Source organism: Pseudomonas sp. R3-41 (assembly GCF_054161485.1).
The window spans coordinates 978,398-995,424 of the sequence record NZ_CP096421.1; the positions used below are offsets into that span (position 1 = coordinate 978,398).

The 17,027-nt window shown below is 62.6% G+C and carries 16 protein-coding genes; 7 read left to right on the forward strand and 9 right to left on the reverse strand.

Going from position 1 to position 17,027, the window contains the following annotated elements:
• Positions 1–12: 12 nt before the first annotated feature.
• Both M1D99_RS04380 and M1D99_RS04385 read right to left on the reverse strand, forming a co-directional pair.
• Positions 13–1,254, reverse strand: coding sequence for a TIGR03862 family flavoprotein (locus M1D99_RS04380; RefSeq protein ID WP_434574183.1), 1,242 nt, complete (start codon positions 1,252–1,254; stop codon positions 13–15).
• Positions 1,255–1,533: 279 nt separating this feature from the next.
• Entirely contained in the window at positions 1,534–2,454 is a 921-nt protein-coding gene (locus M1D99_RS04385; RefSeq protein ID WP_458131428.1) for a histone deacetylase family protein, read from the reverse strand.
• A gap of 74 nt (positions 2,455–2,528) precedes the next feature.
• Here M1D99_RS04385 and M1D99_RS04390 point away from each other — a divergent pair, with 74 nt between their 5' ends.
• The 3 genes from M1D99_RS04390 (at position 2,529) to M1D99_RS04400 (ending at position 4,663) form a co-directional block, all read left to right on the forward strand.
• A complete protein-coding gene (locus M1D99_RS04390) occupies positions 2,529–3,098 on the forward strand; it encodes a GNAT family N-acetyltransferase (protein WP_434574185.1) in 570 nt (189 codons plus the stop codon).
• 105 nt (positions 3,099–3,203) lie between these two features.
• Positions 3,204–4,073 (forward strand): acyl-CoA thioesterase II, encoded by an 870-nt coding sequence (tesB, locus tag M1D99_RS04395; protein WP_039594097.1) that lies wholly within the window; start codon positions 3,204–3,206, stop codon positions 4,071–4,073.
• On the forward strand, positions 4,070–4,663 hold the full coding sequence (locus M1D99_RS04400; protein WP_186706538.1) for an HAD family hydrolase: 594 nt from the start codon (positions 4,070–4,072) through the stop codon (positions 4,661–4,663). The genes tesB and M1D99_RS04400 overlap by 4 nt, the downstream gene beginning before the upstream one ends.
• Before the next feature lie 143 nt (positions 4,664–4,806).
• On the opposite strand, the gene M1D99_RS04405 is transcribed toward M1D99_RS04400, so the two are convergent.
• Both M1D99_RS04405 and ypfJ read right to left on the reverse strand, forming a co-directional pair.
• Positions 4,807–5,754, reverse strand: a complete 948-nt coding sequence (locus M1D99_RS04405) for an alpha/beta hydrolase (RefSeq protein ID WP_458131429.1) — start codon at positions 5,752–5,754, stop codon at positions 4,807–4,809.
• Positions 5,755–6,639, reverse strand: a complete 885-nt coding sequence (gene ypfJ / locus M1D99_RS04410; RefSeq protein WP_186706536.1) for a KPN_02809 family neutral zinc metallopeptidase — start codon at positions 6,637–6,639, stop codon at positions 5,755–5,757. It lies immediately after the preceding gene.
• Between the two features lie 252 nt (positions 6,640–6,891).
• Between ypfJ and M1D99_RS04415 the strand changes: the two genes are divergently transcribed.
• On the forward strand, positions 6,892–7,770 hold the full coding sequence (locus M1D99_RS04415) for a DMT family transporter (protein WP_186730609.1): 879 nt from the start codon (positions 6,892–6,894) through the stop codon (positions 7,768–7,770).
• A gap of 220 nt (positions 7,771–7,990) precedes the next feature.
• On the opposite strand, the gene M1D99_RS04420 is transcribed toward M1D99_RS04415, so the two are convergent.
• On the reverse strand, positions 7,991–9,328 hold the full coding sequence (locus tag M1D99_RS04420) for an MFS transporter (protein WP_434574194.1): 1,338 nt from the start codon (positions 9,326–9,328) through the stop codon (positions 7,991–7,993).
• A 269-nt stretch (positions 9,329–9,597) separates the two neighbouring features.
• Between M1D99_RS04420 and quiC the strand changes: the two genes are divergently transcribed.
• Both quiC and M1D99_RS04430 read left to right on the forward strand, forming a co-directional pair.
• The gene (gene quiC / locus M1D99_RS04425) at positions 9,598–11,499 is read left to right on the forward strand and encodes a 3-dehydroshikimate dehydratase QuiC (protein WP_458131430.1); all 1,902 of its coding nucleotides are present in this window, start codon (positions 9,598–9,600) and stop codon (positions 11,497–11,499) included.
• A gap of 102 nt (positions 11,500–11,601) precedes the next feature.
• Positions 11,602–12,279 (forward strand): TetR/AcrR family transcriptional regulator, encoded by a 678-nt coding sequence (locus M1D99_RS04430; protein WP_186706532.1) that lies wholly within the window; start codon positions 11,602–11,604, stop codon positions 12,277–12,279.
• A 117-nt stretch (positions 12,280–12,396) separates the two neighbouring features.
• On the opposite strand, the gene M1D99_RS04435 is transcribed toward M1D99_RS04430, so the two are convergent.
• The 4 genes from M1D99_RS04435 to M1D99_RS04450 form a co-directional block, all read right to left on the reverse strand.
• Complete coding sequence (locus M1D99_RS04435; protein WP_186706531.1) at positions 12,397–13,248, reverse strand: shikimate dehydrogenase; 852 nt, start codon at positions 13,246–13,248, stop codon at positions 12,397–12,399.
• A 5-nt stretch (positions 13,249–13,253) separates the two neighbouring features.
• Entirely contained in the window at positions 13,254–13,694 is a 441-nt protein-coding gene (aroQ, locus tag M1D99_RS04440; RefSeq protein ID WP_434574198.1) for a type II 3-dehydroquinate dehydratase, read from the reverse strand.
• A gap of 284 nt (positions 13,695–13,978) precedes the next feature.
• Positions 13,979–15,058, reverse strand: coding sequence for a tRNA (uridine(54)-C5)-methyltransferase TrmA (trmA, locus tag M1D99_RS04445; protein WP_186706529.1), 1,080 nt, complete (start codon positions 15,056–15,058; stop codon positions 13,979–13,981).
• Positions 15,055–16,350 carry an NCS2 family permease gene (locus M1D99_RS04450; protein ID WP_434574202.1) on the reverse strand — a complete coding sequence of 432 codons (1,296 nt, stop codon included), beginning with the start codon at positions 16,348–16,350 and terminating at the stop codon, positions 15,055–15,057. The genes trmA and M1D99_RS04450 overlap by 4 nt, the downstream gene beginning before the upstream one ends.
• A gap of 204 nt (positions 16,351–16,554) precedes the next feature.
• Here M1D99_RS04450 and M1D99_RS04455 point away from each other — a divergent pair, with 204 nt between their 5' ends.
• On the forward strand, positions 16,555–17,010 hold the full coding sequence (locus tag M1D99_RS04455; RefSeq protein ID WP_458131431.1) for a DUF4879 domain-containing protein: 456 nt from the start codon (positions 16,555–16,557) through the stop codon (positions 17,008–17,010).
• Positions 17,011–17,027: the final 17 nt, after the last annotated feature.

A 17,027-nucleotide genomic window follows, 5' to 3' on the forward strand; every position in this document is an offset into this window, starting at 1 on the left:
CGCGCCTAGGTTTCAATCCAGTCGCTGTAACCACTCCACCATCCCCAACCCCGCCGCCCGGCCGCTGGCAAAGCACGCCGTGAGCAGGTAGCCGCCGGTCGGCGCTTCCCAGTCGAGCATTTCCCCGGCGCAGAACACGCCGGGCAGGTGCTTGAGCATCAGGCGTTCATCCAGGGCCTCGAAGGTCACGCCACCGGCGCTGCTGATGGCTTCGTCCAGGGGGCGAGGCTTCACCAGGGTGACCGGCAGGGCCTTGATCGCCTGGGCCAGTTGCGCCGGGTCAGTGAAACACTCGGCCGGCGTGAGCTCGCGCAGCAGCGCCGCCTTGACGCCGTCGATCCCCAACTGGCTGTGCAAATGCTTGGCCATCGAGCGTGAGCCGCGCGGTTTGTTCAAGGCCTGGAGGATTTTATCCACAGGCCGGCCCGGCAATAGGTCCAGATGAATAGTCGCGTGGCCATGCTGGTTGATGGCTTCACGAATGGGCGCCGACAGGGCATAGACCAGGCTACCTTCGAGGCCGGTGACGGTGATCACGCATTCGCCGAGGCGCGGCACATCGTCGTTCAGGCCCATGGCGATGTTTTTCAGCGGGGCGCCGGCGAATTTGCTGATCATCAAGTCGCTCCAGGCCTCGACCTCGAACCCGCAGTTGCTTGGTTGCAACGGCGCCAGCGCCACGCCGCGTTGTTCCAGCGGTAGCATCCAGGCGCCATCGGAGCCCAGGCGCGACCAACTGCCGCCGCCCAACGCCAGCAAGGTCGCCTGGGGGCGCAAGGTTTTTTCGCCTTCCGGCGAGGCGATGCGCAAGCTGCCGTCGGGGTTCCAGCCGAGCCAGCGATGACGGGTGTGGATCACCACGCCTGCATCGCGCAGGCGCTTGAGCCAGGCGCGCAATAGCGGCGCGGCCTTCATGTCGGTGGGAAATACCCGCCCGGAGCTGCCGACAAAGGTGTCGATGCCCAGCCCGTGGATCCAGGTGCACAACGCGTCCGCCCCGAACGTTCGCAGCAGTGGCGCGAGGTTGGGCGCGCGTTCGGCGTAGCGGGACAGGAAGGCCGGGAAGGCTTCGGAGTGGGTGATGTTCATGCCGCCCACGCCGGCCAGCAGGAATTTGCGGCCTACCGATGGCATGCCGTCGTACAGATCGACCTGCAAGCCGGCCTGGCTCAACACCTCGGCCGCCATCAGGCCGGCGGGGCCGCCGCCGATGATGGCGATGTTTGGGGGGGAGGGCTTGGCGGTCGAGGTCATGATCTGGGCTGCGGGGCTGGAATTGGCGAGGCATTCTACCAGCACACATTCCTGTGGGAGCGGGCTTGCTCGCGAATGCGGTGTGCCAGTGACATAAATATCGACTGGCGCACCGCCTTCGCGAGCAAGCCCGCTCCCACAAGGGAATGCAGGTGTTCTTGAGAACTCTGATCAAAAAACAGCCAAGCCTCTGCAAGCCATAGGCAACATAGCCTGTAGGCCGTTTCGCTCAGGTTATCCACAAGCCGCTCCACAGGCATTGTGGGTAAAGCCCAGGTTTCAGTGACAACCTGATGACGTCCAGACCCTTTGTGCGCTGTGGTGCAGGATCCCGTGGCGGCGGGCCAGGGCCTGGCGATCCTTGCTGTAGCCACCGCCGATCACTCCAACCACCGGGATGTCGCGCCCCAGGCAATGGCGCATGACGCTCTCGTCCCGGGCGGCGAGGCCTTCGTCCGTCAGCTTCAGGTAACCGAGGGCATCATCCTTGTGCACATCGACGCCGGCGTCATACAGCACCAGGTCCGGTTGATAGAGCGGCAGCAGGTAGTTGAGCGCATCGTCCACCACGTTCAGGTAAGCGGCGTCGCCCATGCCCATCGGCAGCGGGATGTCCCAGTCACTTTGCGCCTTGCGTGCGGGAAAATTCTTTTCGCAGTGCAAGGAAACTGTCACGGCGTCCGGGGTGTCATGGAGTATTCGAGCGGTGCCGTCGCCCTGATGCACATCGCAATCGAAAATCAGCACCCGCGACACCCGGCCGCTGGCCAGGAAATAACGGCTGATCACCGCCAGGTCGTTGAAAATGCAGAACCCGGCCGGGTGGTCGTAGTGGGCGTGGTGGGTGCCGCCGGCCAGATGACAGGCCAGGCCGTGTGCGAGGGCTTGCTCGGCGGCCAGGAGCGAACCGCCGACGGCGCGCACCGTCCGGCGGGCCAGGGCCTCGCTCCAGGGCAGGCCCAGTCGCCGTTGGTCTTCACGGGACAGCTCGCCGCCCATGTAGCGCTCGATATACGCGCGGTCGTGAGCCAGGGCGAGAATGTCCGGCGGACACAGTGAGGGGCGCAACAGGTCCGCATCGCGGGTCAGGCCGCTCTCCACCAGGTGGTCGCGCAACAGGCGAAACTTGTCCATGGGGAAGCGGTGTTCCGCCGGGAATTCGGGGCTGTAGTCTTCGTGATAGATCAGCGATAGCGGCATGGTGTTTTCAGTGGTGATTGAGCCACGAATCCTACCAGCGATGTAGACTCTGAGGGCATGGAGGGGGAGTGAAGATGGAGCCGATACTGGAACTGGAAAGCGCACGGCTGATATTGCGGCAGTGGCGCGACGATGATTTGCCGGCGTTTGCGGCCATGTCTGCCGATCCGCAAGTGATGCGTTATTTTCCGGCACCCTTGAGTCGCCTGGAAAGCGCTGCGTTGATCGGCCGTGTGCGCGGGCATTTTGCCGAGCATGGTTTTGGCTTGTGGGCGTTGGAGCGCAAGGACACCGGGGCTTTCATTGGCTTTACCGGGCTGGGCGTGGTCGGGTTCGACGCGCCGTTCACGCCAGCGGTGGAAATCGGCTGGCGCCTGGCGCGCGAGCATTGGGGGCTCGGCTATGCCAGCGAAGCGGCGTGGACCGCGCTGCGCTGTGCCTTCGACCGCCTGGGGCTGGATGAAGTGGTGGCGTTTACCGCTGTGGATAACCTGCCGTCGCAGAAAGTCATGCAGGCCATCGGCATGCGGCATGATCCTACCGACGACTTTGAACACCCAAAACTCGCGGTCGATCATCCATTGCGTCACCATGTGCTTTATCGCATCAATCGTGAGCAATGGTTGCAGACCCTTCACGGTTAGCCGACACGGACGTTTACAATGCCCGCCAGAATGGCCTGGGCCAACAATCGATCCACCGCCGCAGCGTAGACTGCGCGGTTTTTGCGCTGTGTGAGGAAAGTCTGAATGAGCCACGTGTTGGAAGATCTGGTCGACCTGCTGACCCTGGAACCGATCGAAGAGAACCTGTTTCGCGGTCGCAGCCAGGACCTGGGGTTTCGCCAGCTATTCGGCGGCCAGGTACTGGGCCAGTCGTTGTCAGCGGCCAGCCAGACCGTGGAAGAGGCGCGCCATGTGCATTCGATGCACGGTTATTTCCTGCGTCCAGGCGATGCCGCGCTGCCGGTGGTCTACCAGGTGGACCGGGTGCGTGACGGTGGCAGTTTCAGCACCCGCCGAGTGACGGCGATCCAGAAGGGCAACCCGATCTTCACCTGCAGCGCCTCGTTCCAGTATGACGAGCAGGGTTTCGAGCACCAGAGCACCATGCCGCAAGTCGTCGGCCCGGAGAACCTGCCGTCCGAGCTGGAGCTGACCCAGCAGCGCGCGCACCTGCTGCCCGAGCACATGCGTGAAAAACTGCTGTGCCCCAAGCCGATCGAAGTCCGCCCGGTCACCGAAAAAGATCCGTACAACCCGCAACCGGCCGACCCGGTGAAATACGTGTGGTTCCGTGCCGATGGCGCCTTGGCGGACATCCCGGCCCTGCACAAATACCTGCTGGCCTACGCGTCAGACTTCGGCCTGCTGACCACCTCGATGCTGCCCCACGGCAAATCGGTGTGGCAGAAGGACATGCAGGTCGCCAGCCTCGATCACGCGTTGTGGTTCCACGCTGACCTGCGGGCCGATGACTGGTTGCTCTACGCCATGGACAGCCCGTGGGCCGGCAATTCCCGTGGTTTCTCCCGTGGCAGCGTGTTCAATCGCGCTGGGCAACTGGTGGCGTCGGTCACCCAGGAAGGCCTGATTCGCCACCGCAAGGACTGGGCATGAGCCTGGCCGAGGTTCGTCACTGGGTGTTCGACATGGATGGCACGCTGACCATCGCCGTGCATGATTTCGCGGCGATCCGCGTGGCCCTGGCGATTCCGGCTGAAGATGACATCCTCACTCACCTGGCAGGGTTGCCCGCTGAGGAGGCCACGGCCAAGCATGCCTGGTTGCTGGAACACGAGCGGGACCTGGCGCTGGGCTCCAAGCCTGCGCCGGGCGCGGTCGAATTGGTGCGCGAGCTGGCCGGGCGCGGCTATCGCCTGGGGATCCTGACCCGCAACGCCCGTGAGCTGGCCCACGTGACCCTGGAGGCCATCGGCCTGGCGGACTGTTTCGCGGTAGACGATGTGCTGGGTCGCGACGAAGCACCGCCCAAGCCGCATCCCGGTGGCCTGTTGAAACTGGCCGAGGCCTGGAACGTGGCGCCCGACACGATGGTGATGGTGGGCGACTACCGCTTCGACCTGGATTGCGGACGTGCGGCGGGGGCACGGACGGTGCTGGTGAATTTGCCGGACAATCCATGGCCGGAGCTGACGGATTGGCATGCGCGGGATTGCCTTGAGTTGCGGCGGATGTTGTCGGCTTGAGATTTGTGTGAACGGGTTAATCGCTTTCGCGAGCAAGCCCGCTCCCACAATGGATCTGCGGTGGATATGGATTTTGTAATCGACAGAGATCCCCTGTGGGAGCGGGCTTGCTCGCGAAAGGGCCTCCCCAGTCGCAACGAGGCTCACTGCCCAAACAACACCCTCAGCCCCTCCGGCGAATTGAACATCCCATCCCCATCGTGCCCAACCCCGGGCACCTCGATCAGCCGCTGGTTCAGCCCCTCGGGATGGCGCCGGGTCAGGTAGTCGAAAAAGAAATGCCCACGCAGTAACCGATACGCCCCCTGGGTCTGTGCTTCACAACCCTTGTCCAACGCCGGATGCTCCGGGTCGATGTCTTGCTGCCCGAGCAGATAAACGATATCGCGCTTGACGTAGTGTTCCTCCAGTTGGGCGGGCGTTCGCCCAGCGGCATAGGCGGGCAGGTCCTGCAGGCCGTATTTCCAGCGGTTGAAGCCCGGGCAACTGGCGGCGTCGAAGGCCATGGGCCGTTGCGCATCGAAATAGGCATAAGACGAGGGGTTGGCGATGACGAAACGCGGGTTGATCCGGTACTGGCCTTGGGCGAGCAGGGCATAGCGCTGCACGACCTGAGCGCCGCCGGAGTGACCGGCGATGACGATTTCCTTTACTTCGGGAAATTGCTGCCGGTCACTGACCCGCGCGACGATGTCGTCGAGGACTTGGAAGGAGCTGACCGGGTTGGGCCCCGTGGACAGGCCTGCGGCCATCCAATCATTGCCCTGCCAGCGCAGTAGATCATTGGGCAACGTGTGGCGAGCCACGTCCTGCTCGTTGAGGAATTGCGGGGCGATGACCAGCGTCGTGCCCTGTTGCCCGGCCTGTTCGGCCGCCTTTTCGGCGCTGTGCAGGTAGGTGTCGGCGTTGCGCAGCCGACCATGAAGGATGATCAGCACGCGTTGAATGGACGCCGGGGGCGGGCTGACGGCGACGGCCATGGCACCGCCCTTGAGTTGCAGGCGTCCCTGGGCGATCACGTTGACGCCGTGTTCATCGGCCTGGGCAGCGGCGCAGCACAGCACCAGCCCGATCAACGCCCACCCCTTCATCTACAGGGTTTTCGCCGCGAAGGTGTCGCACTGACTGACCTGGCCCTGGGCGAAGCCGGTCTTGAACCAACGCACCCGCTGCGCCGATGTACCGTGGGTGAAGGAGTCCGGCACCACGCGGCCCTGGCCTTGCTGCTGCAAGCGGTCGTCACCGATGGCATTGGCGGCGGTCAAGGCCTCTTCGATGTCGCCCGGCTCCAGCCAGTTCAGGCGTTTCTGCGCATGGTTGGCCCAGACCCCGGCCAGGCAATCGGCCTGCAACTCCTGGCGCACCAACAAGCCACCGTCGCCTTCCATCTGCCGGCCTTGCTGGCGTGCTTCCTGAATTTTCGCCGACACGCCGAGCAGCGTCTGCACATGGTGGCCGACTTCGTGGGCAATGACGTAGGCCTGGGCAAAGTCGCCGGCGGCGGCAAAGCGTTGGGACATTTCCTTGAAGAAGCTCATGTCCAGGTAGACCTGCCGGTCCGCCGGGCAATAGAACGGCCCGGTCGCCGAGGAGGCCAGGCCGCAGGCCGAATTGACCCGACCGCTGAACAATACCAGTTTGGGCTGCTGGTACTGGCGTCCGGCCTGCTGGAAGACTTGGCCCCAGGTGTCTTCGGTATCGCCGAGGATCGAGCGCACGAACTCGGCCTGTTCATCGTTGGCCGGTGGCGCCTGGCGGGTTTGTGACGTGGCGGGTGCGGACGTGTCCATCTGCCCGGCCAGTTGCCCGAGAATCTGCATCGGGTCCTGGCCGGTGATCCAGCCGATGCCGACGATCAGGAGAATGGCCGTCAGGCTCAATCCCTTGCCGCCGCCAAAACGCATTCCGCCACCGCCCCCACCATCACCACGGGCGTCCACCACGTTGTCACTGCGGCGACCTTTTTTCCATAACATGTGGGAGATCCTCTAAATGACGCTGCGAGAAATGACTGCTGTGGCGGTGAGTCTAGCTTTTAGGCGCCCAAGGTGCGCGCCGCGCTTGTGCTGTCAGGCAACGGACACGGGTTTTGGTTCATCGAAGTGCCGATCCTGCCTGGCGCCGGAATTTTCATTACACTGCCGATTCAGAACTTATCGGCATGCTCGCTGGCCCAACAACTGCATCGTGCGTCACGGCCCTTACATCAAGCAACGCAGGTTTCCCTCATGACCGTCAGCACACCGCTCTCCGGCGTCAATCAGGCTTTCAAGGGCATCGTGCTGATCCTGGCCGCAACGTTCCTGTTCTCCAGTCATGACGCATTGTCCAAATACCTGTCCGGTTTTTATCCGATCGTCATGGTGGTCTGGGCGCGTTACGTGGTGCACACGTTGTTGATGGCGGGTATTTTCCTTCCACGCTCGGGGCTACGGGTACTGCGTACCAAGCGCCCGTTGTGGCAGTTGGCCCGGGCGTTGTGCCTGCTGGGCACCAGTCTGTTTTTCACCACCGCGTTGATGTTCATACCTCTGGCGGAGGCGACGGCGGTCAACTTCCTCGCGCCCGTACTGGTGACCGCGTTGTCGGTGCCATTGCTGGGCGAACGGGTGACGCGCGGTCAATGGATCGCGGTGATCTTCGGTTTCATCGGGGTGTTGATCATCGTCCATCCCGGCGGCGATCTGTTCACCCCGGCGGTGCTGTTACCGTTCTGTTCGGCACTGTTTTTCTGCTTCTACCAACTGCTCACGCGCAAGCTCAGCGAGATCGACAGCCCGACCACCAGCAATTTCTTCGCCGGCCTGTGCAACACCTTGGTGATGAGCGCGCTGGTGCCGTTCTTCTGGCAGGTGCCGAGCCTGATGCACGGGGCGATGATGTTGGCACTGGGGGCCTGCGGGATGACGGCGCACCTGATGCTGACCCAGGCCTTCCGCTTTGCCGCCCCGGCGCTGCTCGCGCCGTTCGGGTATTGCCAGATCGTGTTTGCCGGCCTGCTGGGCTGGTTGTTGTTCAACCACACGCCGACGCTGACCACCGTGGTGGGCATCGTCTTGATCTGCTTGAGTGGGTTGGCGGCGGCGTGGCAACAGCGGCGGGCGTAACCGCTAACAAACCCTTTTGTGGCTAGCACAGCACTCTCTGGGCTAGCACAGCCCCTGTGGCCAGCACAGTCCTCTGTGGGCTAGTACAGCCCCCAGTGGCGAGGGAGCTTGCTCCCGCTGGGCTGCGAAGCGGCCCTCGCTTTTATGCGATTGCTGCGCAATCGAGCGGGAGCAAGCTCCCTCGCCACAGGTGAATCGCTGCCCGTTAGCGTGTGGACAGTCAGTTTTCCAGCGTAGGCACCTTGCGCGGCGCCATGAAGTACAGCCAGGTCAGGGCAATGAAGTACATCGCCGGAATCAAGGTGAACAGCACCGTGTAATTGTTATTGGTGATCGTGAGAATGTGGCCCACCAGTTGGGTCATGAACATCCCGCCGATGGCCGCGCACATGCCGCCGAAGCCGAACACCGTGCTCATCATGTGCTTGGGCGTATAGTCCATCACCAGGCTCCAGATGTTGGCGGTCCAGGCCTGGTGCGCGCCGATGGCCAGGGAAATGGCGAACACCGCCATCCACAGGCTGCTGGAACCCGCGGCCATGATCACGCCGATGATGCAGCAGGCGAACAGCAGCATGGACACCAGGCGCGCCTTGATCGGGTCGAGGCCGCGGCCGATCAGGAACGACGACAGGATCCCGCCGCCGACGCTGCCGAAGTCGGCGGTGAGGTAGATGATGATCAGCGGGATGCCCATCTGGGTCACGTTGATGCCCAGGTTGTATTGCTGGTTCAGGAACGGCGGCAACCAATAGAGGTAGAACCAGAACACCGGCGCGGTGATCGAGTAGGCCAGGGCGAACGCCCACGTGCCGCGCATGCGCAGGATGCGCGAGAACGGTATGCGGATCGGGTCCGGTTCGTCCTGGGCCTGGATGTAGTCCAGCTCCGACTGTTTGACGGTGGGATGGTCTTCTGGGTTGAAGTACTTCAGGCCCCAGAACAGCAGCCAGATCCCGCCCAGCGCGGCCATGCACAGGAACGCCGCCTGCCAGCCCCATACGTGCAGGACCAGTGGCAGGAGCATCGGCGTGAACATCGCACCGACGTTGGTTCCGGCGTTGAAAATACCGGTGGCGACCGCCCGTTCGCCCGCCGGAAACCACAGCCGGGTGGTCTTCACGCAGGCCGGGTAGTTGGCGGCTTCGGTAAGGCCGAGAATGAAACGGCAAACCATGAAGCCCACTGCCGACGTGGCCAGACCGTGGGCGCCGGTTGCCAGGCTCCAGAGCAGCACGGCGCAGAAGAACACGCGCTTGACGCCGATCCGGTCGATCAGTCGCCCCTGCAACACGAAGCCGATGGCATACCCGACCTGGAACCAGAAGTTGATGTTGGCGTAATCCATCGCCGTCCAGCTCATTTCCTTGGCCAGGATCGGCTGCATGACGCCCAGGGCGGCGCGGTCGATGTAGTTCAGGGTGGTGGCGAAAAACACCAGGGCGAGCATGCCCCAACGGGTCTTGCCCACGGCCATGGCGCCGCGGATCTTGTCACCGACGCTGCCGGTGGAGGCACCCAGGCCAGGGGCCAGGCGGGAACTTTGGGAGGGAATCATAGCGTGTACCCGTTTTTGAAATTCTTATGGTTGGTCTGGGTCTGTCCATCGAGATTGGCGATCAGAGCCGGTGTCAATGTGGAAGCGATGGTGCGCAGTGAGCAAAAAATCGTCAATTCAGCCATGGGCATTGTGTTCGATAATCGCCCAAAAAACTAACCGGATGGTACATATTGAATTGCTGAAAGAAACCGGCAGCTCAATAATCGGCTGACTCTTTAAAAAGCGGCGCACCTATGTAGCCGATGCCTGTCCCGGGAGCCGAAGTCATGCAGCGTTCCATTGCCACCGTGTCCTTGAGCGGTACTTTGCCGGAGAAACTCGACGCCATTGCCGCCGCCGGCTTTGATGGGGTGGAAATTTTCGAGAACGACCTTCTTTATTACGATGGCAGCCCTCGGGAAATCAGGCAGATGTGCGCCGACCTGGGCATCGCCATCACCTTGTTCCAACCGTTTCGTGATTTCGAAGGCTGCCGCCGCGATCGTCTGCCGCGCAACCTGGAGCGGGCCGAGCGCAAGTTCGACTTGATGCAGGAGCTGGGCACCGATCTGGTGTTGGTGTGCAGCAATGCCTCGGCCGACAGCGTCGGTGATGAGCAGATCCTCATCGATGACTTGCGCCTGCTGGCCGAACGGGCCGGTGCCCGCGGCTTGCGCATCGGTTACGAGGCGCTGGCCTGGGGCCGCCATGTGAATACTTATCAACAGGTCTGGAACATCGTGCGCCAGGCTGATCACCCCAACCTCGGCGTGCTGCTCGACAGCTTCCATACCTTGTCCCTCAAGGGCGACCCGAGCGCCATCGCCGAAATTCCGGGCGAGAAGATTTTCTTTGTGCAAATGGCCGACGCACCGATCCTGGCCATGGACGTCCTGGAGTGGAGCCGGCATTTTCGTTGTTTCCCGGGCCAGGGCGAATTCGACTTGCCGGGTTTCCTGGCGCCGATCATCAAGAGTGGTTATACGGGGCCGCTGTCGCTGGAGATCTTCAACGACGGTTTTCGTGCCGCGCCGCCACGGGCCAATGCCGCCGACGGCCTGCGTTCGCTGCTGTACCTGGAAGAAAAGACCCGCCAGCGCCTGGCCGAAGAAGCGAGCGCCGCTGGCAATGCCGACATCCTGTTCGCCACACCCCCGGCCAGCGAATACGACGGCATCGAATTCCTCGAGTTCGCCGTGGACGATAACCTCGGCGCCAAGCTCTCCCACTGGTTGGAACGGTTGGGGTTCGTCAAGGCAGGCCAGCATCGCTCGAAGAATGTCAGCCTGCTGCGCCAGGGCGACATCAACCTGATCCTCAACAGTGAACCGTATTCCTTCGCCCACAGCTTTTTCGAAGCCCACGGGCCATCGTTGTGCGCCACCGCCGTGCGGGTGAAAAACAGCGCCAGTGCCCTGGAGCGGGCGGTTGCCTACAAGGGTCAGCCCTATCGCGGATTGGTGGGGCCCAATGAGCTGGAGCTGGCGGCGGTGCGTGCACCGGACGGCAGCCTGATCTACCTGGTGGACCAGGACGCCGACGTCTATGGCACCGATTTCAACCTGCAACCGGGGGCGGTCATCGGGGCCGGGCTCAAGCGCATCGACCACATGGCGATGGCGCTGCCGGCCGACAGCCTCGACAGTTGGGTGCTGTTCTACAAGAGCCTGCTGGATTTCGAGGCCGACGACGAAGTGGTCTTGCCCGACCCCTATGGCCTGGTAAAAAGCCGGGCGCTGCGTAGCCGCTGCAGTTCGATCCGCTTGCCGCTGAACATTTCCGAAAACCGCAACACCGCGATCTCACATGCGCTGTCGAGTTATCGCGGTTCCGGCGTGCATCACATTGCCTTTGACTGCGACGACATCTTCGCCCAGGTCAGTCGGGCCAAGGAGGCGGGCGTACCGTTGCTAGACATTCCGCTCAATTACTACGACGACCTGGCGGCGCGTTTCGATTTCGATGACGAGTTCCTCAGCGAGCTGGCTTACTTCAACGTGTTGTACGACCGTGACGCCCAGGGTGGCGAGCTGTTCCACGTCTACACCGAGCCGTTCGAGGGGCGGTTTTTCTTTGAGATCATCCAGCGCAAGAACGGTTACGCCGGTTATGGCGCCGCCAACGTCGCGGTGCGCCTGGCGGCCATGGCCAAGTCCCGCAGCGGTGGCTTGCGGCACGCCAAGTTGTAGGGAAATCGTAAACGTGGCGGTAATGGGCGGTGTCGTGGCTTCCTTCAGTGCACGGTGCGGCCCATAATCGCCAGCCTGTGCAGTGATGGCCGTGAGCCCGCAATGACTATGAATCCAGAGCTTTCCGCAGCGCTCGACGAACCTGTCGCCCCGCCGCGCAAGAGTCGCAAGAACAACCCGGAGAAGACCCGGGAAAACATTCTTCAGGAAGCCATCGTCGAATTCGTCCAGCAAGGCCTGGCGGGTGCCCGGGTCGACGCCATCGCCGAGCGCATCCACACCTCCAAGCGCATGATCTATTACTACTTCGGCAGCAAGGAGCAGTTGTACGTCGAGGTGCTGGAAAAACTCTACGGCGATATCCGCACCACCGAGAGCCGCCTGCACCTGGCGGAACTGGCCCCGGTGGACGCAATCCGGCGCCTGGTGGAATTCACCTTCGACCACCACGACCGCAATGTGGATTTCGTGCGCATCGTCTGCATCGAGAACATTCACAACGCCGAGTACGTGAAGCAGTCAGGCGCGATCAAGGCGATGACCAATACCATCCTCGATTCCCTGGGGGTGATCCTGCGGCGCGGCGCCGAAGAGGGCGTGTTCCGTGCCGGCCTCGAACCGCTGGATGTGCATCTGCTGATCAGCTCGTTCTGTTTCTACCGGGTGTCCAATCGCCAGACATTCGGTGAGATCTTTCAGATCGATTTGTCGGATGAAGCGGTGAAGCAGCGGCATCGGCAGATGGTGTGTGAATCGGTGTTGCGGTACTTGCAGGCCTGACACCGAACCTAGTGTGGGAGCGGGCTTGCTCGCGAATGCGGTGTGTCAGTAGGCAAATGTGTGACTGACACACCGCATTCGCGAGCAAGCCCGCTCCCACAGGGGATGCTTCAGGTCTTAGTGGTTCATGCTCTGGAAATGCGCCAGCATCCGTTGCGCGTCCGGCGCCACGCCACTGAACAGTTCGAACGCCTTTACCGCCTGGAACACCGCCATGTTGCCGCCATCCAGCGTGCGGCAGCCGATGGCGCGGGCGTTGCGCAGCAGCTCGGTTTCCAATGGGAAGTAAACGATTTCCGCGACCCACAAAGCGCTCCGCAACAGCTCGACCGGCACCGGCATGCCCGGCAGTTTCGCCATGCCCATGGGCGTGGTGTTCACCAGACCGTCGGCCTCGGCCATGGCCGTTGGCAGGTCATGCCCGGCGCGAGCGCGGCCGGTGCCGAAGTGTTGATTCAAGTTATCGGCCAGTGCCTCGGCGCGGCTGACTTCGACGTCAAAGATGCTCAAGGTTTCCACGTTCTCTAGCAACAGCGCATGGGCCACCGCCGCGCCGGCGCCACCGGCACCCATCTGGACCACGCGCTTGCGCGCCACTTCCCCCAGGCCACGGCGAAAACCTTCGGCGAACCCCAGGCAGTCGGTGTTGTGGCCGATGCGCTTGCCGTCCTTGAGCACCACCGTATTGACCGCGCCGATGCCACGGGCCTCGGGCGACAGCTCGTCCAGCAGTGGGATGATCGCCTGCTTGCAGGGGAAAGTGATGTTCAGGCCGGTGAAGTCCATACGTTCGGCGGCCACCAGCAAATCGGCCAGGGCACCGCTGTCGAGCTTCAACGCGTCCAGGTCGATCAGTCGATAGAGATAACGCATGCCTTGGGCATCGCCTTCGCGCTCATGCAGCGCCGGCGTGCGGGACGCCTGGATACCCGCGCCGATCAGGCCGGCCAGCACAGTGATATTCGACATGCCCATCAACCCTTCAACCGCTGACTGAAATGTTCAAGGGCCAGGCGATAACCATGGCTGCCAAACCCGCACATCACGCCAATGGCGACGGATGAGACAAAGGAGTGGTGGCGGAAGGTTTCACGGGCATGAACGTTGGACAGGTGGACTTCGATGACCGGCACTTCGCTGGCCACCAGGGCGTCGCGGATCGCCACGGAAGTGTGGGTCCAGGCCGCCGGGTTGATGACGATACCGGCGCACCGGTCCCGGGCACCGTGAATCCAGTCCAGCAATTCGCTTTCCTGGTTGGTCTGGCGGAACTCTACCGCCAGACCGAATTCGTCGGCGGCGCGCCCGCACAGTGCAGAGATGTCGGCCAGGGTTTCATGGCCGTAGGTGGCCGGCTCGCGGGTGCCGAGCAGGTTCAGGTTCGGGCCGTTGAGCACCAGAACGATCGGAGGCATCGCAGTTTCTCCACATTTTTATTGTTGGTGTCGGCGGGGTTTCAGCCGGTGGAGATAAATTGTACTAGATGGTTAATTTGGTCAAATAAAGCAGCGGTCGTTGGGCAATAAGTGTTCGATGATCGAACATTGCCGGCCGAAAGGGGAGGGAGAGCAATTGTGGCGAGGGAGCTTGCTCCCGCTGGGCCGGTCCGACGCTTCGGGCGTAGCAGCCCCAAGCTTTTTGCGGTTGCTGCGCAACCGAGCGGGAGCAAGCTCCCTCGCCACAATAGGTATGTGTTGGCTTAACGCCGAGTCAACAAAACCCCGGACTCCATGTGATGGGTCCAAGGAAATTGATCGAACAACGCACAACGCGTGATGCGGTGGGTGTCGTTCAGCTGTGCGATGTTCGCGGCGAGGGTCTCCGGGTTGCAGGAGATGTAGAGGATGTTGTCGAACCGCCGAGTCAACTCGCAGGTGTCCGGGTCCATGCCGGCACGCGGCGGGTCGACGAATACGCTGCCGAATTCGTAGCTTTTCAGGTCGATGCCCTGCAGACGACGGAACGGTCGGACTTCGTTCAAGGCTTCGGTCAGTTCTTCGGCGGACAGGCGCACCAGGGTGACGTTATCCACAGCGTTTTCGCTGAGGTTGCTCAGCGCGGCGTTCACCGAGGTCTTGCTGATTTCGGTGGCCAGCACTTTGCGCACGCGCGTGGCCAGGGGCAGGGTGAAGTTGCCGTTGCCGCAGTACAACTCCAGCAGATCGTCGCTGCGATCGCCCAGCGCTTCATAGGCCCAGTTGAGCATCTTCTGATTCACCGTGCCGTTGGGCTGGGTGAAGGCGCCCTCGGGTTGGCGATAGCTGAAGGTGCGGCCGCCCACTTCAAGTTTCTCCACCACGTAATCGTGGCCGATCACTTCCCGCTTGCCCTTGGAGCGACCAATGATGCTGACGCCCAGGTCGGCCGCCAATTTTGACGCGGCCGCGTGCCAGTGCTCGTCCAGCGGGCGGTGATAACACAGGGTGATCATCGCATCGCCCGCAAGGGTGGTCAGGAATTCCACCTGGAACAGCTTGTGGCTCAGGGGCGCACTGGCTTGCCAGGCGGCCTTGAGCTGCGGCATCAATTGGTTGATGCGCAGGCTGGCAATGGGAAACTCCTCGATGAGGATCGGTGTGCGTTTGTCGTCCTGGGAGAACATTGCGTAATGCCGTTCGCCGGCCTCGCGCCAGAGGCGGAATTCGGCCCGCAGGCGAAAGTTTTTCAGGGGCGAATCGAACACCGCAGGTTCCGGTGCGTCGAACGGCGCCAACAGGTCACGCAAGCGGGTGACCTTGTCCTGTAACTGGGCGGCGTAGGCCTGAGAATCAAAAGTCATGCGTTGAACCAACCCAACTTGATCACGAACAGGATCGACAGAATAACCAGCGCCGGGTTCAGCTCACGGCCACGGCCAGACACCAGTTTGATGGCGGTCCAGGCGATAAAACCGAAAGCGATGCCGTTAGCGATGGAATACGTGAATGGCATCGCCAGGGCGGTCACCACCACGGGCGCGGCGACGGTGATGTCATCCCAGTCGATTTCCGCCAGGCCCGAGGTCATCAGCACTGCGACGAACAACAGGGCAGGCGCGGTGGCGAAGGCCGGGACGCTGGCGGCCAGTGGCGAGAAGAACAGCGCCAGCAGGAACAGGATCGCCACCACGATGGCGGTCAACCCAGTGCGGCCACCGGCGCTGACGCCCGCCGCCGATTCGATGTAGCTGGTGGTGGTGGAGGTGCCCAGCAGCGAACCGGCCATGGCGGCGGTGCTGTCGGCGATCAGCGCACGGCCCATCTTCGGCATGTGGCCGTCCTTGCCCATGAGTCCGGCGCGCTTGGCGACGCCGATCAGGGTGCCGGAGTTGTCGAACAGGTCGACGAACAGGAAGGCGAAGATCACGCTCACCAGGCCGATGTCCAGGGCGCCCTTGATGTCCAGTTGCAAGAAGGTCGGGGCCAGGGACGGTGGCGCGGAGATGACGCCGTTGAACGGGGTGAAGCCCATCAGGATCGAGACGACAGTCACCGCGAGGATGCCGATCAGCACCGCGCCGCGTACCTTCAAGGCTTCGAGGGCGACGATCAGGACAAAACCGAGGGTCGCGAGGATCGGCGCCGGTTGCTTCAAGTCGCCGAGGCCCACCATGGTCGCCGGGTTTTTCACCACGATGCCGGCATTGTTCAGGGCGATCAGCGCCAGGAACAGGCCGATACCGGCGGCAATGGCCGAGCGCAGCGGTAGCGGGATGCTGTTGATGATCCACTCGCGGATGCGGAAGATCGACAGCAGGAAAAACAGCACGGCGGAGACGAACACCGCGCCCAGGGCCACTTGCCAGGTGTGGCCCATGTGCAGGACCACGGTGTAGGTGAAGAAGGCGTTCAGGCCCATGCCCGGCGCGAGGGCGATCGGGTAGTTGGCGATCAGGCCCATGACCGTGGAGCCAATGGCCGCCGCCAGGCAGGTGGCGACGAACACCGCGCCCTTGTCCATGCCGGTTTCGCCGAGGATGCTCGGGTTGACGAACAGAATGTAGGCCATGGCCAGGAACGTCGTGACGCCCGCCAGGATCTCGGTCCGCACGTTGGTGTTGTGTGCCTTGAGTTGAAACAGCCTTTCCAGCATGTCTGCTCCCCGTGGCGCGCCCGGCGCCGTGAATGTATCGACCTCAACAGCAAAGCACAGGTCGCCAGCGGCGCCCGGGAATTTTCTGCGGGTCGGAAAAAGCCGCGCATCATACCAGCAGCGTAGCGTTGTGGCTGCGATCGTCGTCGATGTTTTGCCAACGCGCCAAGTGGGCCATACTGCCCGCGGTTCCGGGAGGTCTCTATGCTTCACATGAATAAAAAGCGGCTGGTGGCCGTGGGCTGCGCGCTGGGCCTGTGGTTGCCCGGCCAGGCTGTCAATGCCGCGTCGGCACCGCCCTTGAGTGAGGTCAAGGTGCTCAAGGTCGAGTCGCCGGCCTGTGGTTTCGAGGACATCGTCCCCGGGCAGGCGCAGACGCGTTGTGATCACAGCGGGCCGAACATCAAGGTCTACGTGCTGGAGGTTGGTTATGGCCATCAGCCCCATGTCACCCTGGACGGCTTTGAAGTCGACGGCACCCGCTCGCCGGTATGTGCCTACAGCAACGGCAATCTCAATGACTGCTCGGTGCGGACCAAAGTCGTCGGCTATGTGTACATCTTCGACCTGAAGGGCAAGCAAGAGGGCACCTTCAGCTTCAGCAACCAGTCGATCAACGCCCCGGGCAACCGGATGTCGACCCAGTTGTACATCAAATAGCCCGGCTCCCGCATGGG